Source organism: Ruegeria sp. K5 (genome assembly GCF_056531805.1).
The window spans coordinates 125592-149660 of sequence record NZ_JBQFML010000003.1; the positions used below are offsets into that span (position 1 = coordinate 125592).

The following is a 24069-nucleotide window of genomic DNA, read 5'->3' on the forward strand; positions in this document are numbered from 1 at the left end:
TTCAGAGCCTGCGATTAGTCGCTTTGCAGACTGTTGGGGTCAAAGGCCCCGCCAAAGCCGCCATTGTTTGATGGCTGCTCTTCGGTCTCTGACTCATCGTCTTCGGCCTCTCCGCCACCCAGCGCATTGGGGGCAAACACGTTTCCGAATCCGCTGTTGTTCGACGGTTTCGGCGCGGTTTGCGTTGCGCCTTGTTCGGCCTCTTCCGCTTCACGCTGTTTGCGGCGCTCCTCGCGCTGCTTGCGCAGTTCCTGAATGCGCTGTTCGGCCTCCAGCTGCTTTTGCTCGCGCACGTCGGCAATGCACTGGCCGGGGTTGTAGGCCGTAGCCGTGCCCACGACCGTGATCGTCGCAACCGCAAAGACCACCAGCAGAACTGCGGCCATGTTGCCCGCGAAGAAGCTGGGCAGTTTGATCTTGTCTGCCAGTTCCTCGACAGTGGCGTTTTTCCGCGCTGCGGCCACCAGTTCCTGACGCTTCAGCTTGGCCTCGTTCAGCAGGGCAAAGAACACCGTCAGAACCACGATGATAAAGGCCAGAGCGGAGATCGAAGGCGTGATGCCATAACGCACCTTCTGCGCCAGTTCGATGGTCAGCGTCGGGTATTCGCCAAAGGTGAAGGTTGTGGTGTTGTAGTTCTCGAACGAGGCGAGGAACGCCAGCACCGCCGCCGACGCAATCGCCGGGCGCATGAAAGGCAGCAGGATTTTACGAAACGCCTGTGCGTGGGTTGCACCCAGGTCCAGCGCCGCCTCGGTCAGGGCCACGTCATAGCGTTGCAGACGCGCCACCAGAACCAGCATGCAGTAGCTGGCGATAAAGGTGGATTGGCCGATCACCGTCAGGAAAATCCCGTTCGACAACACACTGTCCGCACCCAGCCCCAGCATCCGGTTGATCCGGTCCCAGAACACCAGCGTCGAGATACCCAGAACCACGCCCGGGATCAGGATCGGTGCGATAATGATCGTGTAGTAGGTCGCGCGCAGTTTGGGCCAGATCTGCGTCAGCAGCAGCGCCCCGGCCAAACCCATCGCCACCGACAGTACGACGGTCCCGGCCCCGATGATCAGCGAGTTCTTGATGCCGTTCAGGATGCGTTGATCCTGAAACAGCTCTTCGAACCACTGGAAGGTCAGGCATTCCCACGGGCTCATCCTTGGGAAGCTGGGCGAGTTGAAGGCGGTGATCGACATGATCACCAGCGGTCCCAGCAGATACAGGAAGAAGATCGTCAGATAGACCCAGATACTTATGCGGAGGAAGGAATTATTCATTTCCCGATATCCCCCATGTTCACCTTGAACAGGCGCATCACGGCCAGCACGAACAGGATACAGGTCACCAGCAGCACGATGGCGTAGGCGGCCCCTTGTGGCCAGTCATTGTTGTCGTTGAACTGCTGATAGATCAGCTGCGTGAACCACAGGCTGGACGGCCCGCCAAGAATTTGCGGCGCGGCCAGCGCACCGGCGGACAGCATGAACACCATGGTACAGCCCGAACTGATGCCCGGCTTGGCATAAGGGATCACGACCCGCCAGTGAATGCGCCACCATGGGGCACCCAGATCGCGCGCGGCCTCAATCTGATTGCCGTCCAGACTTTCGATCACGTTATACATCGGGAAGATCATCAGCAGGATGTAGGCGTAGCCCAAACCGGCATAGAGCGCGATGTCGTTGCGGATGAAATCAAACGGCGTGTCCCAGATGCCCAGACCCATGAACAGGGTGTTCAGAACCCCGGTCTCACCAAAGATGATCCGCAGGGCAAAGGCGCGCAGGATCTCGTTGATCCAATAGGGGATGATCAGCATGATCGCGAAAATGCGGATGTGATTGCCCTTGGACTGACCCAGGTAATAGGCAATCGGGTAGCACAGGATCAGGTTGAAGATCGTCACACAGACCGCCGCCAGCAACGTGCGGAAGAACACGCGCAGATCGACCGCGTTGTAAGCCTGACTGCCGCCTTCGGGGCCGTAGATCAGGTATTTGTAGTTCTCCAGCGTGTAAACGTCCTTGGGGCCACCAATTTCAGGCGGAGGCAGGTTGGGACGGAACGAAAAATCCAGCATCGACAATTGCGGCAGGATGATCAGGCCGATGGTCCAGAACAGGACCAGACCAAGGATCATCAACCCCATGCCGGTGCCATTGCGGTTGAAGAAGTCTTTCAGAAATCGGGGCATCTGTTGAACCCCTTACTCTGCCGCCAGTTCACCCGCGGGAACCAGAACCGCATTGCGGGCCTCGTATTCCAGCGTGATGGTCTGGCCGGTGTGATCTTCGAAGGATTGCCCCAGGTTTGGCAGAGATACCTTGATCTCTTTCCCGCCATCCCCTTCGGTGAAGATGTTGAAGACGTTGCCCTCGAATTCTTCGTGATTGACGCGGGCGGTGACGAAATGGTCTCCGGTTGCGCCATCCGGGGCAATGGCAAAGGCTTCGGGGCGGATGAATATCATCGCGTCGTCGCCCTCTTTCATCTTGCCCTGATTGGCCGACGAAATCCGCGCCACCAGATCGCCCGAGCGGTTGGTCGCGATCAGCGCCTCGTTGCCCATCACCTGCTTGATCTTGCCACGGAACACGTTGTTTTCGCCCACGAATGAGGCCGCAAAGGCCGTGTTGGGATCGTTGTAAATCGTTTTGCCATCGGCAATCTGGTCGATCACCCCGGCGCGCATGACGGCGATATTGTCCGACATGGTCAGCGCTTCACCCTGATCGTGGGTGATGTAGATGAAGGTGATGCCGACACGCTGTTGAATTTCACGCAGCTCGGTGCGCATGTGCTGGCGCAGTTTCAGGTCCAGCGCCGAAAGCGGTTCGTCCAGCAGCAACACGTCGGGTTCGGCGCACAGCGCGCGGGCAATGGCGACGCGTTGACGCTGACCGCCCGAAAGCTCGCTGGGCAGTTTGTCGCCCTGTCCCGGCAGAGCGATCATGTCCAGCAACTCATCGGCGCGCTTGCGGCGTTGCGCGGCGCTGGCCCCCTTGATCTCCATCGAGAAGGTGATGTTCTCCCACACTTTCATCAGCGGGAACAACGCGAGGTTCTGGAAGATCAGTGCTGTCGGGCGTTTGTTGGGTCCGATCCCGCGCATGTCATTGCCACCGATCAGCACCTTGCCTTCGCTGGGGTCAAGAAACCCCGAAACCGCGCGCAGGATCGTTGTCTTGCCACAGCCCGAGGGGCCAAGAAACGAAAAGAAATCGCCCCCGTTGATGTTCACATTGGCATCGCGCACGGCGACGAAATCGCCGAAACGGATCCACAGGTTTTCCAGATCTACTCCGACCCCTGCACTCATTTTAGATATCTCCGTCTGGGGCACATGATTTTCGCACCCTGATAGGCCTGTCGCGCCACAAGGGCGCGCAGGGATCAGCCCCCCGCATATGCAAGGGGCCGGGGTTCGAAACGCTTAGGCGCTTTTGAACTTGTTGACGAACTCGGTGCGGGTTTCCGCATACCAGGGCGCTTCGGCAGGCCATGGGTTGAGGTTGGCCAGCGAGTCGCCCGGATAGGCCTCGGCAAAGTTCTTCTTGTAGGTGTCGCCCGAATACTGGTCGGCACCAAGAACGGGCGAGTTGTACCCGTGGCTATCAATCGCAACACCGGCCGGTTTCGCCTGATAGGCAAAGTCGATGAAGGCATAGACCTGATCGATATTGGCAGCACCCGTCGGCATCGAGATGCCGTCAACCCAAGCCATCGCACCTTCGACCGGTGCCTGATAGTGCACAGGCTCACCGGCCGATTTCAGGGCCAGCGGCGGGCCGTCCCAGGTCTGCCCAACCACAACGCCTTCGTTCAGCAGGCCGTTTTTCTGCGTATCTGCGTCGTTCCAGATCAGCTTGATCCGATCCTTACGCGCCACGCACCAGTCGGTGATCTGACCCCAGACCTTGCGCATGGTGTCTTCGTCACCATAAGCGGCCCAGACCGAGCCAGGCTCCATCTCGCCCGAGCGTTCCATGTAGAGACCCGCGCCCAGCATCATCGAATGTGCACGGCCCATGGTCTTGCCCGCGTTCTCTTCCGACCAGACGTCGCCATAGGACGGTGCGTCGCCTTCCGGCAGCCACAGGTCGGTGCGATAGGCGATGCCTTCGGTGCCCCAGATATGCGGCAGCCAGTGTGCGCCGCTGTCACCAAAGTTCCACGCGTCGGTGCCGATCTTGGCCATTGCCGGGTTCACCAGATCAACCGGCACCTTATTCATGTCGAACGGTTGCAGCAGTTCCAGCGGCTCCCACTGAAGCGAGCGGTTGTTGGTGGGCGACACGATGTCAAAGCCCTGGCCCTTGGTGGCCTTCATCTTGTTGATAATTTCTTCGTTCGACCCGATACCGGTGTAGTTCACCTTGATGCCGGTCAGCGTCTCGAATTCCTCAATGAAGCTGGGCGGCAGGTAGTCCGACCACATCAGGATATTGATCTCACCCGACGACGCCAGCGCGCTTTTGCTGTAAAGCGGTGCGGCCAATGCAGCCGCGCCTGCGCCTTTTAGCACCGTGCGTCTGGAAAGGGATTTCCGTTCTACCATTTTGATGTCTCCCATAGTTGGACGTTTGTTTTTGTTATGTGATTGCAGGCCAGAATGTTGCGGCAGAGCTTTTTGTCCAAAAGTGACAGTTGCCAGTTTCCATGAGTCCAGTTTGCAGCCACGTCCGGTGTTTTCCGTGAGGGTGTCACGACTCGTGCCAGACAGCGATACCATAGGGCGGGATTCTCGAACTACCAATAACGTACTGGCGTGAATCGTCGAATTTAAGATCCTGTGCATCGGGGCCGAAGTTGAAGGCAAAGACCAGATCACCCCGGCAGGTGATCCGCAGATCAGGCCCGCAGTCCGTTTTCCGTAGTCCGGCCCAGTCCAGAACGTCTACCAAAACAGCCATTAACAGGTCGCCGCGCGGGATCATGGCCAGATAAGTCGCCCGGTCCGACCGCACAATCGCCGGGCTTCCATCCCGGTAAGCGCTTGAAAAACAGCCAAGTACCTGATCGCCGGTCTCGATGACCTCGCGCCAGCCCGTGAAGGGATACGCCGATCCATCGGGCATCCGGACGGATTCCTGTACCAGATCGGGAAGCGATTCCACCCGCAGAACCCGGACACCCGCCAGATCGGACAACACGCCAGGCGCCAGATTTGATGGCGTGTGCATGTCATGGGTCTTGCTGCCAGCGCGCGCGCCGATCAGCAGTTTGGCCTTGCTGGCCTGAAGCTTTTCCGCCAGTGCAGGCGAGACGATCATGGCCTGAGGAATCACGATCAGGCGATACCCGGACAGGTCGTCATCTGGCCCTATAAAATCCAGATCAACCCCCTGCGCGCGCAATCCGGCATACCATTCCCGCAGGATATGGGAGTTTGGAAAGGCGTCATCATGGGGCAGAATATCGGCGGCCCAGATTGAGGTATAATCCAGCAATATCGCCACCTGCGCCTTTTGCCGCTTTACCGGAGGCAGCGCATCGCGCTCGGCCGCGACCTGTTCAAGTTCAATTGCCGCCTGATCTGCGCTGCCATCAGACCGCAGCAGCGCGGTGTGATATTGCTCTTGCGCGAAGCGGGCCTGCCGCCAGCGAAAGAACATCACCGCCTGCGCACCATGGGCATATGCGGCCCATGTCCAAAGCCGGATCATGCCATCCGCAGGCGAGGGGTTCTTCTCGGCCCAGTCCACCGGGCCGGGCTGCTGTTCCAGCACCCACATGCGCCCCCGCCCTTGCGAGCGATAGAGGTCGCAGTGAAACCCCTGATAATCCGGCGCGCCGCTACGGAGATAGCGGTGCTTGTCCGCGTCCGACAGGGTCGATCCCAACAGGTTGCCCAGCGGGTAACTGTCAAACCCGACAATATCCAGATCCTTGGCAACGGCGTGGTGATCGAACTCGAAACTACCTGCCATGAAGTTGTGGGTGATGTCCCGGCCCGGCGCATGTTCCCTTAGAATATCCGCCTGCGCCTTGTTGAAAATCCGGACCCGATCCGAAGAATAGCGCGCGAAATCCAGCGCATGGGTCGGGTTCGGCGTCGCAACCAGCCCGTTGGGCAATTCGATCTGGTCAAAGCTGGAATAGAGCATTCCCCAGAACACCGTACCCCATCTTTCGTTCAACGCCTCAATCGAGCCGTAACGGTCCCGCAACCAACGGCGGAACCCGTCGCGGGCGGCGTCCGAGTAGCTCAGCACCGTGTCGTGGTCATTATACTCATTGTCGATTTGCCAGGCATGAACATGCGGGTTCTGGCCGTACCGCCGCGCGTATTCGGTCGCGATACGTCGGGCTTCTTCCAAATAAACTTCGCTGGAAAAACAATAATGCCTGCGCGAACCGAACCCGCGCACGCGACCGTCAAGGCCGACGGGCAGAATCTCGGGGTGTTCGTCGATCAGCCATTTTGGCGGCGAGGCTGTCGGCGTCGACATCATCACACGCAGGCCCGTATCGCCCAGAATACCGATCACCTCATCCAGCCAGCCCCATTCGAACTGACCGCGCTTGGGCTCGATCAGCCCCCAGGTGAATTCGGCAATGCGCACCCAATCCAGCCCCATTTCGACCATCCGCGTCGCATCGTCACGCCATTGGGACGGGTCCCATTGTTCGGGGTAGTAGCAAACACCAAGTTCCAACCGGTTCATCTGGTGTCCTTCGCGGTGCGGCGTTCGATCCATTTCAGGAAGCTGGCGCAGCCCAGCGTGATCACGACATACAGGATCGCCGCCGTGTTGAAGGGCGCAAAGGGCAGGAAGCTGGCGGCTTGAAACTCTCGCATCCGTTGGGTCATGTCACGCACCGACAGGATCGACAGCAGCGAGGTGTCCTTGATCATCGCAATGAATTCGTTGCCTAAGGGCGGTGTCACGATCCGCAGCGCCTGCGGTAGCACAATCAGCCGCGCGGTTTGCCAGCGGGACAGGCCCAAGGAACTGCCTGCCTCCAACTGTCCCTTGGGGATGGCTTCGATCCCGGACCGGAAAATCTCGGCCATGTAAGCGGAATATCCGACCGAAATGGCGATAATCCCCCGCGTCATGTTGGTCATGTCGATACCGCCGCCGGTCGCATCTTTCACGGCCCCGGCCAGAGGCAGACCGATATAGAGGATGATCACCAGCATCGGAATGCCCCGGATCGTGTCCACAAAGAACTCAGCCCCAACCGCAAGCGGATGCAGTTTGTGTTGCGCGCCACCAATAGTCAGGGTCAGTAGCAGGAAGCCGAACACCGCAAAGGCCAGCGCCGGATTGCGGAACTTGTCCGGTAGAAAGCTGGTCTGCCACAACACCGGATAGCCTTGTGTATGCGCCTCGACCGGCACAAACGCACCCGAGACGCTGTCGACGGTTTCGATCTGCTCCAACGCGCTCGCCGCATCGGTTGCGCTGCGGATGCGATATTGTTGATCTCCTCCGCCGTCGAATTCGCCAAACCGGATGATATCGGCCTGCGCTTGCGGCGTGCCGCGCACGATGGCGATCCGCGCCTCGGTGCTGCCGACGAGGATATAGCTCACCTTTGGCTGCATGAAGAAAAACGTCGAAATGGCCAATAAGGCCAGGCTGATCGCCCCATAGATCATCGTCGTACGCGCCCTGGCCTTGAACGATTGCAGTCCGACCCAGATCAGCCCAAGGATGGCAGCGAAGATATAGGCAAAGATCGCCGCGCGGAATGTGATGGCGACGCCGGTGGCAAACTGCCAATGGGCCATGAACATCAGATAGAACAATGCGGTCCCGGTCAGGACCTCAAACCCCAACTGCACATACCCGCGCATCGGATTGGGCAAACGGCCCGAGACCAAACACAGCGCAATGATCACCGCATAAGCCGCCAGCAGAACCTGCAAACCCGTCTGCACCTGCGCCACCACCTCGGGGAACAGCACCCAGGTTTGGTTGGACCGGTCAATCAGGGTCGAGGTGTTTTCGCTGAGGGCATGAAAGAACACGGATTCGGCGAAAGGCATCAGCATTTGCGGAGCGACAAAGGCCAGTATCGACAAGCCAACCGCCACCGGAAACGCGACCAGCGCGGCGAGGCGCAACCAAAGGGGGGCTTGCGATTGGAACCGGGTGTGCCGGGCACAGAGGTATCCAAGGATTGCGGCCGTCAGAACCAGCAGAAAGCCCACAAAGATCGGCCCTGCATTGTTGCCGATCCCCAGAATGGCCACCAGGGACCGCAGGTATTTCGACGACGTGGCGAACAGGTAAATGATAAACGGCGCGGCGGCGAGCAACACAAGGTTGCTCGGGCGGATCGAGCTGAGGCGCGACATGGGGTTCTCCGCTAAGTCAAAGCCCCGGCGATTGGGTCCGCCGGGGCTGTTCGTGTCTTATGGGATTAGTTGGTGCCCCAGTATTTCGCTTTCAGTTCGTCCAAAGTGCCGTCTTCCTGAATGGCGGCCAGCCCGGTGTTGATCGCATCCACGGTCGGGTCGCCTTCCTGAAACACGATGCCCAGCGGGTCGGATTGCAGGCCGGTGATGCCCACGGTCAGCTCTCCGGCGAACTCCTGCTCGTAAGCCGAAGCCGAGGTGCCGTCGATGATCACGCCCTGCACATCGGCGTTTTGCAGCGCCAGAATGGCGGCCGAGAAGTTGTCATACAGGCTGACATTCTCGCGCCCGACCAGTTCTTCGGCCAGTTGTGCGTTGGTGGTGCCGGTCTGCGCGGCCAGTTTCTGACCCCCGGCCTTGAAGTCATCCAGCGTCATGTCGCCATTGTCCACCTGCAGCAGGATGGCCTGGCTGACGATGATGTAGGGTTCGGAAAAATCCATGGTCTCTTCGCGTTCATCGGTGATCGACACGCCCGAGATCACCAGATCGAACTCACCCTGCTGAAGCGCGGCAAAGATGCCGTCCCAGGCGGTGTTGACGAAGTTGGGCACGCAATTGACCTTGGCGCAGATCGCATTCATCACGTCTACGTCGAAGCCCACGATCTCACCCGTTGTTTCATCCACGGTTTCCATCGGCGGATAGGTCGCATCCGTCCCGATCTTCAGCACGCGCCCCTCAAGGTCAGCGGCAAAAGCTGCGGGCGCGGTCATCGCGGCAAGGGCCGCTGCGGCAAATAGATGTTTGAACATGTTCGGTTTCTCCTTTGTTGGATCAGTTGGATTGCGCCAGTTCCGGCGCGGGGGTGTCAGGTTGCCGCTCGATTAAGGTGGGCCTGATCTTTTTTTGAATTTCTGACGGGTCGGCCCCGTCCAGGGATTTCAGCATGAACTTGCCCAGCAGACGACTGGTTTCGCTGATCGGCAGGTAGTAGGTGCTGGGCGGCGGCACGAAATACTGGCTGAGTTGCAGATCGTCGGTCGATATTACCACCACATCCCGCCCGACCTGCACGCCGGATTTGGCAGCCGAGGACAAAACGCCCAGCGTCATCGCCTCATTGGCGCAGATGATTGCTGTGGGTGGGTTTGAAAGCCGCGCAAATTTCTGGAATGCCATTTCACCCGACAACGCGGTGGTCGGCCCGTTGAATACAAGGTCTTCGGCAAATCCGATCTGCGCAGCGGTCAGAGCCTGCACATACCCCTCTTCCCGCTGCGACGCATAGATCAACTCGGACGGTGGATTGACCAGCGCGATCCTGCGGTGCCCCAAACGGATTAGTCGCCGGGTCGCATCAAATGCTGCCGCCTGACTGTCGAAATCAACATAGGGGTGGGGTTGGGTGGCATCGCTCATCCCATATGTCACAAAGGGAAAGTTCTGTGCTTGCAAATACGCAATGCGCGGATCATTCCTGAGCGTACCCGAAAAGATCACCCCATCGGCCAGACCCTCTTGCACGATATTGCGCAAAGTCGTCATGGCGCCGTTCAGGTCCGAGACGCTGAATACGCTCAGTTGATAGCGTGAGCCCTGCAGGGCGCCCGATATTCCGGACAGAATACGTGTGAATTCAACACCTTCCCACTCCTCAGGCTCATGAGCCGAGACGCCAACCAGAACCGCAATACGATAGGATTTGTTGGTGCGCAGTTTCAGGCCGTCCAGATTGACCCGGTATCCCTGCTCTTGCGCAACCTTCTGGATCGCCTCGCGCGTTTCGCGCCTGACAGATGCGTCATCGCGCAAGGCGTTCGAGACGGTTCCAACCGAATAGCCCGTTTGACGGGCAATCGACTTGATCGTCGCCCGCGCCATTACGCGGCTGTCCTCAGCTGTTGTTCCAGAAACCTGCGCCCGGTTTCCAGCGTGGCCTTGAGGTCGGTGCTTTCGTCATGTTCGACAAACAAATCCGCGCAGCCGGTCCGCGCAAGGGCCGCCAACAAAGGCTCCCAATCAACGACGCCCTGCCCCAGATCGCGCCAGCGATCATCGCCTTGCTCGGTCGGATCGACATCCTTGGCATGGATGGACAGGATCGAACCCGCGTGGCGCTGAACCATGTCCACAGGATCCAGACCCACCGCCACAACCCAGCCAATATCGGGCTGCCAGTAGATGTTGCCTTGCGACAGAATCAGATCAAGCGGGGTGTCCCCCGCCTCGCCCTGCAGATCGAAATCGTGGTTGTGATAGCCCAGCCTGACACCCTGCGCGGCCAAACGGGTGGCCCATTCGGATAGCTGATGCGCCACCTTGCACCAGTCTGCACGAGATTTTGGACGCATCTCTGGTGACAGCCAGGGCATGATCGCCACCGGGCAATCCAACAGGTTCAGAACCGCTGAGACCTCGTCAAACCGGTCTTCGAACTCTTCCCAGTCAAAATGGGCAGACCGCACCCGCAGGCCCGAGCGTTGAACGATCTCTGCCATCTGGGACGGCGTCAGTTCGTGTAAGCCCGTCGTCTCGACATCCGCAAAACCGCAGGTCGCCGCCATGTCCAGCTGATCGGCCAGACCCCCGCAATGCCGGACTGTGTAAAGTTGCGCGGAAATACGCATATCCCACCATTGAAACGTTTCAAATATGGTGGAATACGAGGGGCGCGCTTGTCAAGCACCCCGCACGGCCCTTGTTTTCGGTTATTTTCGCATCGACATTCCGTTGTGGAACAAATGCACCTTGTCCGGGGCGGCGGTCACCGACGCGGTCTGGCCCCGCAGGTTTCGTTGCACGCCGGGCAGTTTGGCGATGACCGATTCTGCCCCTTCGGATTTCTCGAAATAAAGCAGTGTGACCTCGCCCAAGGCTTCGGTGAAATCGACGGTGCCGGACAGGATCGGATCGCTGTCGGTCAGGACAAAATCTTCGGGCCGAACGCCAATATTGACCTGTTTGCCTTCGTCCCCAGCCTCGGTCGGGATTGTCGAAACCGCCGTGCCACCAGAGGCCAGCGAAACAGTGGTCATCTGCCCGGTGCCCGTGATCGTGCCCGGCAACAGGTTCATCGAGGGTGAGCCGATGAACTGCGCCACAAACTCATTGTCCGGCGTTTCATAAAGCTCCAAAGGAGTTCCGACCTGCGCAATCCCTTTGTTGGCCAGAACCACGATCCGGCTGGCCAGCGTCATGGCCTCGACCTGATCGTGGGTCACATAGATCATCGTGCTGTCAGGCATCGCCTCTTTCAGACGCGCAATCTCGATCCTTGTGGCCACGCGCAGGGCGGCATCGAGGTTCGAAAGCGGTTCATCGAACAGATACACCTTCGGATCACGTACAATCGCGCGCCCGATAGCCACCCGTTGCCGCTGACCGCCTGACAGCGCTTTGGGCAAACGATCCAGAAACGGTTCGAGCTGAAGGATTTTGGCGGCACGCTCGACCGAGGCGTCGATCTCGGAGGCTGGCATCTTGGCGATCTTCAGGGCAAAGGCCATGTTCTCACGCACGGTCATATGCGGATAGAGCGCGTAGGATTGGAACACCATGGCGATGCCGCGCTGCGCAGGCGGGACTTCGTTCATGACCTGCCCTTCGATCTCTAGCGTGCCACCAGAGATCTTCTCCAACCCTGCGATCATCCGCAGCAAGGTGGATTTACCGCAGCCCGAGGGGCCGACGAAGACAATCAACTCACCCTGTTCGATGTCCAGATCGATATGTTTCAGGACATCAACAGGACCATAGGACTTGGCAACGTCCGTCAGCTTGAGTTCAGACATGGCTTTACCCCTTTTCCCTGATCATCAGGCAGAATTGTGCTTCGTTCAGTGTGACTTGCCCGGTGCCATCCACCGCGCCAAGGTCCTGACCAATTGGCCGCCAGTCACCTTCTGGCAGACGCAGATCGGCGCTGTCCGAGCCCAGATTGAAGGCGCAGAACACCTGTTCGGTTTCATCTTCACGTAGGAAAGTCAGGATCGGTCCGGTCTGCTCCATCCGCGTCTGCGTGCCCGAGGCCAACGCGGAATGCGACTGACGCAAGGCAATGGCACGGCGATAGTGGTTCAGCATCGACATCGGATCATTTTCCAACCGATCCACCGCCTGTTCAGCCTGCGCCATGCTGACCGGCAGCCATGGCTCAGCCGCGCTGAAACCGGAATGCTCATCCTGTGCGGCCCAGACCATCGGCGTCCGGCAACCGTCGCGTCCCTTGTATTCGGGCCAGAACTCGATGCCGTAAGGGTCTTGCAGTTTTTCAAAGGGCACATCCGCTTCGTGCAGACCCAGCTCTTCGCCCTGATACAGACAGGCTGAACCGCGCAGGCACATCATCAACACAGCATGTTGCCGGGCGGCAGCCTCGGTCAGGTTCCAGCGCGAGGCATGGCGGGCGACATCGTGGTTCGAAAACGCCCAGCAGGGCCAGGCGTCGCCTGCTTTCGTTTCCAACTGATCAAAGACCTGCTTGGCGTAGTCGGCCGTCAGCGCGCGCTTTTCCAAAAACTCGAACGCGTAGCACATATGCATTCGCTTATCGCCGGTGGTGTATTCGCCCATGATCTCAAGCCCGCGTTGGGCATCCCCGATCTCGCCCAGACAGGCGCGGCCTTCATATTCGTCGGTCAATGCGCGAAGACGTTCCAGAAACGCGATGTTTTCCGGCTGGCTTTTTGAGAACAGGTGATCCTGATGGTTATACGGATTCACCGCAGGCGCGATCGAGGCATTGCGCTGATCCTCGGGCAGCGCCGGATTGTCCCGAAGCGCTTTGTCGTGGAAGTAGAAGTTGATGGTATCCAGGCGGAACCCGTCAACGCCCATATCCAGCCAGAATCGCGCAACGTCCAGCAGCGCGCCCTGTACTTCAACGCAGTGAAAATTCAGGTCGGGCTGCGAGGTCAGAAAGTTGTGCAGGTAATATTGCAGACGGCGGGAATCCCATTGCCAGGCCGAGCCGCCAAAAATCGACAGCCAGTTGTTAGGTGGTGTGCCGTCCGGCTTGGGGTCGGCCCAGACAAACCAATCGGATTTCGGGTTGTCTCGGCTGGCCCGGCTTTCGCTGAACCACGGATGCTGGTCCGAGGTGTGCGACAGCACCAGATCGATCATCACCTTCAAGCCCTTGGCATGGGCCTTGGCCAGCAGGTCCTGAAAATCCGCCAGCGTGCCGAACATTGGGTCCACGTCCCGATAGTCGCTTACATCGTAACCGAAATCCTTCATCGGGGATTTGAAGAAGGGCGAAATCCAGATCGCATCCACGCCAAGCGACGCGATGTAATCCAACCGTTGGGTGATGCCTTTCAGATCCCCGATCCCGTCACCATTGCTGTCCTGAAAGCTGCGCGGATAGATCTGATAGATCACACCGCCGCGCCACCACTCGGACGTTGCTTTGGTCGATTTGGAAATGTCCACGATGTTTTGCACGTTCATCAGACGCCTCTATTTGACAGATCCGGCCAACAGGCCCCGGACCAGATATTTTTGCATTGCGAAGAACACGACCAGCGGCACGAAGATCGACACAAAGGCCGCTGTCGCAAGGATTTCCCAATTGCCGCCTCGGGTTCCCAAAAGCTCGACAATCCGGTTGGTCATTACGGTGGTCTGACCGGTTGCATCGATCAGGAAAACCTTGGCGACCAGCAGGTCGTTCCATGTCCACAGGAACTGGAAGATCGCGAATGAAGCCAGCGCCGGGAAGCTGAGCGGCAGGATCAGCTTGGTGAAGATCTGGAACTCGGTCGCGCCATCGACGCGCGCGTTTTCGATCAGATCACGTGGCAATCCGGCCATGTAGTTGCGCAGCAGGTAAATCGCCAACGGCATCCCAAAGCCCGTATGGGCCAGCCAGACACCCAGATAGCCTTTGCCGATGCCGATATTCAGGTGGAATTTCAGCAACGGGATCAAGGCCAGCTGCAGCGGCACCACCAGAAGGCCGACCACCGCCGCGATCAGCAGCGCACGGCCCGGAAAATCCATCCATGCCAGCGCATAGGCTGCAAAAGCCGCCACAAGGATCGGGATGATCGTCGCCGGGATCGTCACCGTCAGCGTATTGAAGAACGCTTTGGCCATATTGTCGTCACCGCTGTTGCTCAGCAATACGGTGCCGTAATTCTCCATCGTGAATTCCGACGGTACTTTGGCGGTGACAAAGACACGCGCGCCACGATTGCCGGTGAACGCCTCGGAGTTCTCCATTCGGTAGTTGCCCTCTGCGTCCACGGTGATTGTACCGCCCCTGCGCAGTTCGGCCACATCGCCGGGTGCGAAGGCATCGATCTCACGCGCGCTGATCCCCCATTTTGAAATCGTCGCCTGCTGCGCTTCGTCGAACAGGTTGCCCTCGATCACATACAGATCACCCTGTTGCACCTGAGTTTCGGGCGCGGCGGCGCGGATCGTCAGGTTCTGTTCCGACGGGAACATGGCGCGCCACCAGCCGCTGCTGGAAATCTGATCCGCCGTGCGGAACGAAGAAATCAACAGCCCCAGTGTCGGCACCAGCCACAGCACGACCAGAAAGATGACCGAGCCATGAACCACCCATCTGAGGGCGGGTTTGGTTCCTGCAATATCGCTCATACCCGCTACTCCATTTCCTTGCGCGCATTGCGCACGTTCCAGACAAGGATCGGGGTTACCAGCAGCATGATGACCATGGCCGAGGCCGAACCGACCCCCCAGTCATCGCCCCGGAACAGCTTGTCATACATGTAATTGGCCAGGACCTGCGTCTCCCATTGCCCGTTGGTCATGGCAAAGACGATGTCAAAGACCTTCAGCACCGTGATCGTGATCGTCGTCCAGACGACGAGAATGGTTGTCTTGATCTGCGGCACCTTGATCTTGAAGAAAATCTGAAACGGGTTGGCCCCGTCCAGAATAGCGGCCTCGATCGTTTCTTCGGGAATACCGCGCAGGGCCGCTGACAGGATCACCATCGCAAAGCCGGTTTGGATCCAGATCAGGACGATCATCAGGAAGAAACTGTTCCAGAACGGCACCGTCAGCCATGTCTGCGGCTCGGTCCCGCCAAAGAAGATATAAAGCGCGTTCAGGATGCCGATCTGGTCTTGCTCGGCTGGCCGGGCGTCATAGACCAGCTTCCAGATGACCGATGCACCGACGAAGGAAATCGCCATCGGCATGAAGATTAGCGACTTGGCAAGATTGCCCCAGCGGATGCGGTCGGTCAGTTGCGCAACCAGCAGACCAAAGGCCGTGGACATCGCAGGCACCACGATCAGCCACAGCATGTTGTTGCGCATGGCCTCCCAGAATTTTGGCTCGGCGGCCATCTGGCCGTAGTTTTCCAGCCCGACCCATCTGTACCCGCCGCCGGGCACGCGTTCCGTGAGGGACAGACGCAAGGTTTCAACCACCGGATAGGCCAGATACAGGCCAAGTGCGGCCAGCGCGGGAAACAGAAACAGCCAGGGCCGGATCATGTTTGCGCGGTTGATGTTGCGTCCCGCATTCGGCCCGCGCGGCGGGAACAGGACTTTGTCCAGAAACTGGTTCGAGAGGTAGAAGTAGCCCACGCAACCCGACACACCGATGATGATGGTCAGCAGGCCCTGAAGTGCCGGTGTCATGACGCCCTCATGTGTTTGGAAACGGGGCAGCCGGTGGGCCGCCCCATAACATCAGTTACTTCGCGGCATCCCACGAGGACTGGATTTCGCCTGTAACCGTGGCGGCATCTTTCGCACCCGACGAATAGTCGACCATGCCGGTCCAGAAGGTCCCCGCGCCGACCGCACCGGGCATCAGGTCAGAGCCGTCAAAGCGGAAGGTGGTGGCGTTTGTCAGAATCTCACCCTGTCCGCGCTGCGTGTCATTGGCGTAATTCTCGGGGTTTGCCCCCAGATGCGGGGTCAGGAACCCGTCCTGCGACATCATGATCTCATGCGCGAAGGGGGTTTTGAGGAATTCCATGAATGCCTCGGCCGCCGGGTTCGGGTTGGTGATGGTGAACAGCGTGCCCGCACCCAGAACCGGGGTGCCCAGATCCTTCTCGGCATAGGCCGGGAAGTAGAAGAAATCGGCATCCACACCCAGTTCGGTCCCTTCCGGGAAGTAGGCCGGAATGAACGAGGCCTGACGGTGCATCATGCAGGCCGGCGGGCTGTCGAACAGACCCTTGGGGCTGTCGCGGAAATCAATCGCGGCGGTGTCATCGGCATCACCCACGACGTAGTCGTCATTGCGGGTGAAGCTGCCATATTCCTCGATCGCGGCGATCACGCGCGGATCGTCGAACTTCATTTCGTTCGAAACCCACTGGTCATAAACCTCGGGCGGCTGGGTGCGCAGCATCAGATCCTCGACCCAGTCGGTCGCGGGCCAGCCAGTGGCACCACCAGACGCCAGACCAACACAAAGCGGCGTTTCGCCATCTTCGACCATCTGGTCCATCAGTGCCTTGAACTCTTCCATGGTCTGGGGCACTTCGTAACCGAAATCCTCAAAATTCTCGGGGATGTACCAGACCAGGGATTTCACGTTCACATTGAAGAAGAAGCCGTAGAACCCGTCTTCACCTTCGGCATTCTCGAATGTCCCAAGATCAACCCAGGACTGCCCGGCGGCAAAATTCTCTTTGATCCAATCCGCCGACCCTTCGGCCAGAGGTGTCAGATACCCGTTCTTTGCCATGTTGGCGGCAAGGCCGGGCTGCGGAAAGACAGTCAGGTTGGGGGCCGACCCGGCGGCAGCGTCAATCAGGATCTGCTGTTCCAGCGAATCCGACCCGACATAGCTGGCATTGGCGCCGGTTGCATCGATGAAATAGGCCACGAGGTTCTCGAAAGAATCGCCCTCACCCGCCAGCCATGGCCCGAAAATCGTCAGGTCCTGACCGGTCAGGTCATGAGCATCGGCAAAAGCCTGCAACCCATCCCAATCAAAGTTTCCATCGCCGACCGCGTGAATCATTTCACCTTCGGCATGCGCGGACCCGGCCATCAGGGCGAGCACCGCCGCGCCTGCATATAGCGAGTGTTTCATCAATAATCCTCCCAAGACAACAACGCGCTTCTGAGATTCGTTTTTCAAAGCGCTTTGGATGCGGAACTTTATCCGCTAACATTCAGCCTCTGTCAACAATCTGTTTCTGATACTGCACTATGGTTGGCAGAGTTCGAATTGACGGAATACAGGTTGACGAATGGTCGATTTGGCCACAAAACAAGTTTAACACCTCATTTGAAGGCGCTTTGAACCGCTCATGAACCTGAAACAGCTCTCGGAAGTCCTGGGTCTTTCACAGACAACCGTCAGCCGCGCGCTGAACGGCTATCCGGAGGTGAGCGAGGATACGAGGGTTCGGGTTCAGGCCGCTGCGCAGAAACATGGATACCGACCGAACAGCCGGGCCAAGGGGCTGGCGACGGGCAAGTCCATGGTGATCGGGCATGTGATCCCCAGCTCATCCCAGCATGAAATGGTGAACCCGATTTTTGGGGATTTCGTCGCCGGTGCTGCAAAGAAATATGCCGAGCATGGCTATGACATGATGTTCACAAACGCCGACGACACCTCGATCGAAGAAGCTTATCGCAGTCTGTTTCAACGCGGCGCGGTGGACGGGGTCGTGCTGCAAGGGCCCAAGGTGAACGAGCATCGGATTTCAGTGCTCAGCCGCATGTCCGTGCCGTTCATCGTTCACGGACGTTCAACCGGGGTGGACCTGCCTTATGACTGGATCGACGTGAACAACAAAAGTTCTTTTCAGCGCGCGACCCGGTTTTTGCTGGATCTGGGCCATCGCCGCATCGCGCTGATCAACGGGCTTGAGGATATGGATTTCGCCCATCGCCGCCGCGACGGTTATCTTGCTGCGCTGGCGCAGGCCGGGCTTGAGTTGGATCCCGATCTGATGCGCAGCGCCGAAATGACCGAAGTTTACGGCCATCACGAAACCCGCGCCATGCTGGCGCTGGACAATCCGCCCACCGCAATTCTGACTTCGTCCATGATCTCGGCCATTGGTGTGCGCCGCGCTTTGGAGGAGGCTGGCTTGCAGATGGGCCGCGATGTGTCCGTGATTGCCCATGATGACGACCTGTCCTACCTCAAGAACGGGCAGGACGTGCCCATTTTCACAGCCACACGCTCATCCGTACGTCAGGCAGGGGAACTGGCCGCCGACATGCTGATCGAGCGCATCAAGTCCCCGAACGATCCGACCAAAACCAAATTGCTCGAGGCGGAACTGGTCGTGGGCAGATCAACCGGCCCGGTGCTAAGCAGGTAACAAAATGAAATACACCCGCGCTGATTTCCCCAAGGATTTCCTCTTTGGTGTGGCAACTTCGGCCTATCAGATTGAAGGCCACGCGAAGGGCGGCGCTGGCCAGACCCATTGGGACACCTTCGCCGCCTCGCCCGGCAATGTCGTGCGAAATGAAAACGGCGATCTGGCTTGCGATCACCTGAACCGGTTCCCGCAGGATTTCGATCTGGTGCGCGAGGCCGGGTTTGATTGCTATCGCTTTTCAACCAGCTGGGCGCGGGTCATGCCCGAGGGGCGCGGTCAGGTCAATCAGGCCGGGCTGGACTACTACGACCGGCTGACCGATGCGCTGCTGGATCGCGGCATCCGCCCCTGCGCCACGCTTTATCATTGGGAATTGCCTTCGGCCCTGGCCGACCTCGGCGGCTGGCGCAACCGCGATATTGCCGGGTGGTTCGCCGATTTCACCGAGGTCATCATGGGCCGCATCGGCGACCGTATGCACAGCGTCGCCCCGATCAACGAGCCCTGGTGCGTGAGCTGGCTGAGCCATTTCGAAGGGCACCACGCCCCCGGCATGCGCGACATTCGTGCGGCGGCGCGCGCGATGCACCATGTTCTGCTGGCCCATGGGCGCGCCATTCAGGCCATGCGGGGGCTGGGGATGAACAATCTGGGCGCGGTGTTCAATCTGGAATGGGCCGAACCCGCCGACAGCAGCCCAAACGCCCGCGAAGCCACCGATCTTTATGATGGGATTTACAACCGTTTCTTTCTGGGTGGCGTCTTCAAAAAAGCCTACCCGCAGAATGTGCTGGACGGGTTGGAAAAGCACTTGCCAACCGGTTGGCAGGACGATTTCGAAATCATCGGAACGCCAGTCGATTGGTGTGGGCTGAACTATTACACCCGCAAACTGATCGCCCCGTCCGACACCGCATGGCCCAGCCTGAAAGAGGTGCCCGGCCCGCTGCCAAAAACGCAGATGGGGTGGGAGATCGAGCCGACGGCACTTTCTCGTTTTCTGACCCGCACGGCGCGGGACTACACCGGAGACCTGCCGATCTATGTCACCGAAAACGGCATGGCCAGCCCCGAGCGGCAGCAGGATGACGACCGGATAGAGTATTTGAATCAGCATCTTACGGCGGTGCAAACTGCGCTGGAACAGGGCGTTCCGGTCAAGGGTTACTTCATCTGGTCGCTGCTGGACAATTACGAATGGGCGTTTGGATATGAAAAGCGGTTCGGGCTGGTCGACGTGGATTTCGACACGCTGGAGCGCAGACCCAAAGCCTCGTTTAACGCGCTGAAGTCGGCGCTGGCGCAAGGTGAACCCGTTGCGGTGCCCTTGGCCCAACCGGCAGGTGCGGTGCACGCGCATTGGAACCTGGTGGCAGATATCGGCGGCACCAACACCCGGCTTGGGGTCATCACAAACGGAGAGCTGACGGATCTGCGCAAGCATCCGACCGGTACCCTGCCCGATCTGCTTGACGCGTTCCACAGCCTGCGTGATGACATCGGCACCGACCCTCAGGCCGTTGTCGCCGCAGGCGCGGGCCCGGTTCGCGATGGCGTCATCCAACTGACAAACGCCCATCTGGACCTGTCCGAGGCCGAGTTAGCCAAGGCCACAGGTGCCCGACATACCTATGTGATCAACGACTTCACCGCTGCGGCATGGTCCGTGGCCGAGGCAACGAAGGCCGATGTGGCCGTGCTGCAGGGCGACCCGACACCGCCAACCGGCACCCGTCTTGTCGTTGGCCCGGGAACCGGGCTGGGTGTCGGGGCGCTGTTGTATTCGGAAGGACATTACCACACAGCCTCGGGCGAAGGCGGTCATGTCGGTGTCTCCCCGCGCCACCGGGACGAGGTTGATATTTTCGAAGCCGCCCGCCACATCGCGCCGGACTGTTTCTTTGGCGACAGCCTGACGCTTGAAGCTGAAATGTTCCTGAGCGGAACAGGTCTGCCTGTCCTCTATCAATCCATCGCACTGGCCGCCGGTCAGACTGACGCACCGCACCGTCCGGCAAAGGACATTCTTCACGACGCCCGCAACGGATCGGATGCCCATGCCATCAAAGCGGCAGAGATGTTCACGACCCATCTGGGCGCTCTGCTGGGTGATCTGGCCGTCACCTTGATCCCCCGGGGCGGCGTGTTCCTGGTGGGCGGCGTGGCAGAGAAGAACCGCTGGCTGTTTGGCGAGCGTTTTCTGGACGCCTTCAATCAAGGTGGGCGATTCAGCGATTTGCGGCAAGGGATGAACCTTTATATCTCGGAACAGATCGAATTTGGCATTGTTGGCGCTAACAACTTCTGTAAAAATGCGCTCATGCGGTAAAATCGTGTGACCATTTCCAAAGAAGGACCGCGGGATGATCCTGTGTTGTGGCGAAGCCCTGATCGACATGATCGCCGAACCGACCAATTCGGGCGCGCAGGGCTATGTGCCCCATTCCGGCGGCGCAATTTTCAACACGGCCATCGCGCTGGGGCGCTTGGGCGCGCCGGTGGGGATGCTGACGGGCTTGTCCTCGGATATGTTTGGCGCGCAATTGGCGGACACGCTGAAGGCAAGCCATGTGGACACCTCGCATGTGATTGTCAGCGACCGCCCGACCACTTTGGCTTTTGTGAAGCTGGTGGATGGGCATGCTTCGTACAATTTTGTTGATGAAAACACGGCGGGGCGAATGTTGCAGCCCGAGGATATGCCACAGCAATTGCTGGCGACCTCGACCCTGTATCTGGGGGGGATCAGCCTGGCCTGTGAACCCTGTGCCGATGCCTATGCCGCGCTGCTCGACCGTCATGGCGGCGACCGCGCGGTGATGCTGGACCCAAATATCCGGCCGGGTTTTATCAAAGATCAGACCCGCTATCGCACCCGCCTGAACCGCATGATCGCGCAGGCCGATATCGTCAAGGTTTCGGACGAGGATCTGGATTGGATCATTCCCGGGCCGGAAACCCATGCCGAGAAGGTGCCCTTGTTGCTGAAGGCCGGGCCGTCGGTGGTGATTGTGACGCGGGGCAGTCAGGGGGCCTCGGGCTATCTGGCGGACGGGTCCGAGACCTCGGTGGCGGTCAAACCGGTGCAGGTTGTCGATACGGTCGGGGCTGGCGATACGTTCAACGCGGGCGTTTTGGCCGAACTCCACCGCGCCGGGCACCTGAGCAAAGAGGGCCTGCGCGCCTTGACACCTGATAGCCTGCGCGCGGCTTTGTCCCTGGGCGCAGAAGTCGCCGCCGTCACCGTATCCCGCGCCGGGGCAAACCCGCCCAGGGCGCATGAGCTTTGATCCCCCGAGGGAACCGACATGAAACGATCCGACATCAACGACATCAAGACCGAGGCGCAGGCCTTCATCAAATCCTTCGGCGCGGTCCTGCCGCCCTTCGCCGACTGGTCCCCTGATCAGATGCGCAGCGCAAAGGCCGACACGATCCGCGCCCGAGGGTTGGGCTGGGACATTACCGATTACGGTCAGGGCAAGTTTGATGAGCTGGGCCTGTTCCTGTTCACCCTGCGCAATGGCGACGTGAATGATCTGAACCAGGGTCGCGGTATGCTCTATGCCGAGAAACTGCTGATTTCGCGAGACAAACAATTATCTCCGATGCACCGCCATATCATCAAGGCCGAGGACATTATCAACCGGGGCGGCGGTGATCTGGTGATGGAGATCTACGCCTCGGACCCCGAAGGCGGCATTGATCGCGACAATCCGGTGGTTGTGCCCAGCGATGGCTGCGACGTGACGATCACGCCCGGCGAATTGCTGCGCCTGAAACCCGGCGAAAGCGTGACCCTGATGCCCGGTATCTGGCATGCCTTCTGGGCCGAGCGTGGGGATTGTCTGATCGGTGAAGTCTCAACCGTCAATGACGACCGCACCGACAATGTGTTCGAGCAACCGATCCCCCGGTTCGCGACCATTGAAGAGGACGCAGCGCCGGAATTTTTGCTGGTTGCGGATTACTAAACACTCAGTCCGCGCCGCCAAAATCTCGACCAGAGCGCTTGACAATTAAATCCGCGACAGACTAGCTGACCAGCGATGGTTCCCGTAGCGATGCCTGCGGGATGAAAATGGGAATACGGTGCGGCCCTGCGGCCAAATCCGTGACTGCCCCCGCAACTGTAAGCGCAGAGCGACGCCAAATCACCACTGGCTTGAACAGGTCGGGAAGGTTGGCCAAGCCACGACCCGCAAGTCAGGAGACCTGCCATCACCTGTGCAACCAACCCGGGGCGGGGTGTCCTGGAAGGAGGATTTGATGGCTCAATTTTTCGCCTGCGGGCGTGGCTTTTTCTTTTCGCGCGGTTTCCGCAGCGGGAACAGCCATGTCATCCCAAGCTGACCACTTCGTCCTGATCTGTTCGACCTGTCAGGGTGAAATCGAAGCCAAGGCAGCCAAGGCCAGTTTGGACGCAACCCTACCACCGGGGTTTGCGACCCGAATGATTGCCTGCATGGCAGGGTGCGAACGCCCCATGACCGTTGGGCTGCAAGCCGAAGGCAAGGCGCAGTATCTGTTCGGCGATATCCAAAGCCCCGCCGATCTGGACGCGATTGCCGCCTTCGCCCGCCAATTCCGCGACAGTGACGACGGCTGGACCAGTGCAACCGATCGGCCCCCTGCCCTGCTTTTCAAAACTCTGGCCCGTCTGCCGCGCCTTTCGACAGAGGGCGAGAAATGAGTTTTCTGGTTGCCAAGGGGCTCGAATACTACGCCCTGAATGGGGATGTGTTGCTACAGGATGTCTCCTTCTCATTGGATGAGGGGTCGATCCTGGCCATTGCCGGGCCAAACGGGGCCGGGAAAACCACGCTGTTGAACCTGCTTTGTGGCCTCGAACGTCTGGCCTTGGGCGATGTGACGATCAAGGGGCAAAGCCTGCGTCAATTATCTGCCCCTGAACGGGCACGCACCATCGCTGTGGTCGGGCAGCAGGAACTGCCTGACGGCAGGCTGAAACTGCGCGACTATGTGGCCCTTGGGCAAATCCCGATTCAGGCCGACCGGTCAGCCGAGGATCATAAGGCCGATCTTGAGCGGGTGCTTGAGATCACCGAACTGGTCCCGCTGGCCGATAAACCGATGCAACGTCTGTCCGGCGGCGAACGTCAGCGGGCGCATATCGCACGGGCCCTGGCGCAAAGGCCATCGCTGCTGTTTCTGGACGAGCCGACAAACCACCTCGACCCCGACGCCAAGGGCCACATGCTGTCGCTGGTGGCCGAACTAGGCGTGACGGTTGTGATGATCGTGCACGATCTGGTCATGATCCCCGAATTCGCCACCCATGTCGCTTTGATGAAGGCAACCCGCATGACCGGCTTCGGCCCGGTTCCCGAAGTTCTAACACCCGAGCGTGTGCGCGATACGTTTGGCGTTGACTACCTGTGTTTCCAGCACGAAGGGCGCGTGATCCCGGCGCTGGATATCCGAAAACGAAAGCTGTCATCTTAAC

20 protein-coding genes, 1 pseudogene and 1 riboswitch are annotated in these 24069 nt (G+C 59.3%); of the genes and pseudogenes, 7 read left to right on the forward strand and 14 right to left on the reverse strand.

From position 1 onward, the window contains the following. Positions 1-14 precede the first annotated feature (14 nt). From ACR0MO_RS11805 to ACR0MO_RS11870, 14 genes are all read right to left on the reverse strand, one after another. Complete coding sequence (locus tag ACR0MO_RS11805) at positions 15-1277, reverse strand: ABC transporter permease (protein WP_480891408.1); 1263 nt, start codon at positions 1275-1277, stop codon at positions 15-17. Then, positions 1274-2194, reverse strand: coding sequence for an ABC transporter permease (locus ACR0MO_RS11810; RefSeq protein WP_170453799.1), 921 nt, complete (start codon positions 2192-2194; stop codon positions 1274-1276). The genes ACR0MO_RS11805 and ACR0MO_RS11810 overlap by 4 nt, the downstream gene beginning before the upstream one ends. 12 nt (positions 2195-2206) lie before the next feature. Next, positions 2207-3319, reverse strand: coding sequence for an ABC transporter ATP-binding protein (locus tag ACR0MO_RS11815; protein WP_170522790.1), 1113 nt, complete (start codon positions 3317-3319; stop codon positions 2207-2209). A gap of 114 nt (positions 3320-3433) precedes the next feature. Next, entirely contained in the window at positions 3434-4558 is a 1125-nt protein-coding gene (locus ACR0MO_RS11820; RefSeq protein ID WP_170523054.1) for an extracellular solute-binding protein, read from the reverse strand. A gap of 145 nt (positions 4559-4703) precedes the next feature. Then, positions 4704-6668: a beta-galactosidase gene (locus ACR0MO_RS11825; RefSeq protein WP_480891411.1), complete on the reverse strand. Its 1965-nt coding sequence runs from the start codon at positions 6666-6668 to the stop codon at positions 4704-4706. After that, on the reverse strand, positions 6665-8311 hold the full coding sequence (locus ACR0MO_RS11830) for an amino acid ABC transporter permease (protein WP_480891414.1): 1647 nt from the start codon (positions 8309-8311) through the stop codon (positions 6665-6667). Before ACR0MO_RS11830 ends, ACR0MO_RS11825 begins: the two co-directional genes overlap by 4 nt. 65 nt (positions 8312-8376) lie before the next feature. Continuing rightward, positions 8377-9126, reverse strand: coding sequence for a basic amino acid ABC transporter substrate-binding protein (locus tag ACR0MO_RS11835; protein ID WP_170522780.1), 750 nt, complete (start codon positions 9124-9126; stop codon positions 8377-8379). Positions 9127-9148: 22 nt separating this feature from the next. Continuing rightward, positions 9149-10195 (reverse strand): LacI family DNA-binding transcriptional regulator, encoded by a 1047-nt coding sequence (locus tag ACR0MO_RS11840; RefSeq protein ID WP_480891416.1) that lies wholly within the window; start codon positions 10193-10195, stop codon positions 9149-9151. Then, positions 10195-10941, reverse strand: a complete 747-nt coding sequence (locus tag ACR0MO_RS11845; RefSeq protein ID WP_480891419.1) for a sugar phosphate isomerase/epimerase family protein — start codon at positions 10939-10941, stop codon at positions 10195-10197. Before ACR0MO_RS11845 ends, ACR0MO_RS11840 begins: the two co-directional genes overlap by 1 nt. Before the next feature lie 81 nt (positions 10942-11022). Next, positions 11023-12105, reverse strand: a complete 1083-nt coding sequence (locus ACR0MO_RS11850; RefSeq protein WP_170453807.1) for a sn-glycerol-3-phosphate ABC transporter ATP-binding protein UgpC — start codon at positions 12103-12105, stop codon at positions 11023-11025. Positions 12106-12109: 4 nt separating this feature from the next. After that, complete coding sequence (locus tag ACR0MO_RS11855) at positions 12110-13765, reverse strand: alpha-glucosidase (RefSeq protein WP_480873868.1); 1656 nt, start codon at positions 13763-13765, stop codon at positions 12110-12112. A 9-nt stretch (positions 13766-13774) separates the two neighbouring features. Further along, a complete protein-coding gene (locus tag ACR0MO_RS11860; RefSeq protein WP_170522762.1) occupies positions 13775-14923 on the reverse strand; it encodes a carbohydrate ABC transporter permease in 1149 nt (382 codons plus the stop codon). Between the two features lie 5 nt (positions 14924-14928). Continuing rightward, the gene (locus ACR0MO_RS11865) at positions 14929-15936 is read right to left on the reverse strand and encodes a carbohydrate ABC transporter permease (RefSeq protein WP_170453810.1); all 1008 of its coding nucleotides are present in this window, start codon (positions 15934-15936) and stop codon (positions 14929-14931) included. A gap of 55 nt (positions 15937-15991) precedes the next feature. Beyond that, positions 15992-17350: an ABC transporter substrate-binding protein gene (locus ACR0MO_RS11870; protein WP_170453811.1), complete on the reverse strand. Its 1359-nt coding sequence runs from the start codon at positions 17348-17350 to the stop codon at positions 15992-15994. A 220-nt stretch (positions 17351-17570) separates the two neighbouring features. Here ACR0MO_RS11870 and ACR0MO_RS11875 point away from each other — a divergent pair, with 220 nt between their 5' ends. The 7 genes and pseudogenes from ACR0MO_RS11875 to ACR0MO_RS11905 all read left to right on the forward strand — a co-directional run bounded on the left by ACR0MO_RS11875 (position 17571) and on the right by ACR0MO_RS11905 (position 24068). After that, entirely contained in the window at positions 17571-18599 is a 1029-nt protein-coding gene (locus tag ACR0MO_RS11875; RefSeq protein WP_480891421.1) for a LacI family DNA-binding transcriptional regulator, read from the forward strand. Positions 18600-18603: 4 nt separating this feature from the next. Further along, positions 18604-19908, forward strand: a pseudogene (locus tag ACR0MO_RS11880) (GH1 family beta-glucosidase); the annotation flags it as partial. A gap of 63 nt (positions 19909-19971) precedes the next feature. Next, positions 19972-20931: a glucokinase gene (locus tag ACR0MO_RS11885; protein WP_480891568.1), complete on the forward strand. Its 960-nt coding sequence runs from the start codon at positions 19972-19974 to the stop codon at positions 20929-20931. A 34-nt stretch (positions 20932-20965) separates the two neighbouring features. Beyond that, positions 20966-21892, forward strand: a complete 927-nt coding sequence (locus ACR0MO_RS11890) for a carbohydrate kinase family protein (protein WP_480891423.1) — start codon at positions 20966-20968, stop codon at positions 21890-21892. Between the two features lie 18 nt (positions 21893-21910). Next, positions 21911-22576: a D-lyxose/D-mannose family sugar isomerase gene (locus tag ACR0MO_RS11895; protein ID WP_170453815.1), complete on the forward strand. Its 666-nt coding sequence runs from the start codon at positions 21911-21913 to the stop codon at positions 22574-22576. Between the two features lie 59 nt (positions 22577-22635). Beyond that, positions 22636-22839: riboswitch (cobalamin riboswitch) on the forward strand. A 99-nt stretch (positions 22840-22938) separates the two neighbouring features. Continuing rightward, the gene (locus tag ACR0MO_RS11900; protein WP_480891424.1) at positions 22939-23295 is read left to right on the forward strand and encodes a DUF1636 family protein; all 357 of its coding nucleotides are present in this window, start codon (positions 22939-22941) and stop codon (positions 23293-23295) included. Then, a complete protein-coding gene (locus tag ACR0MO_RS11905) occupies positions 23292-24068 on the forward strand; it encodes an ABC transporter ATP-binding protein (protein WP_170622183.1) in 777 nt (258 codons plus the stop codon). The genes ACR0MO_RS11900 and ACR0MO_RS11905 overlap by 4 nt, the downstream gene beginning before the upstream one ends. The last annotated feature ends 1 nt before the right edge of the window (position 24069 follow it).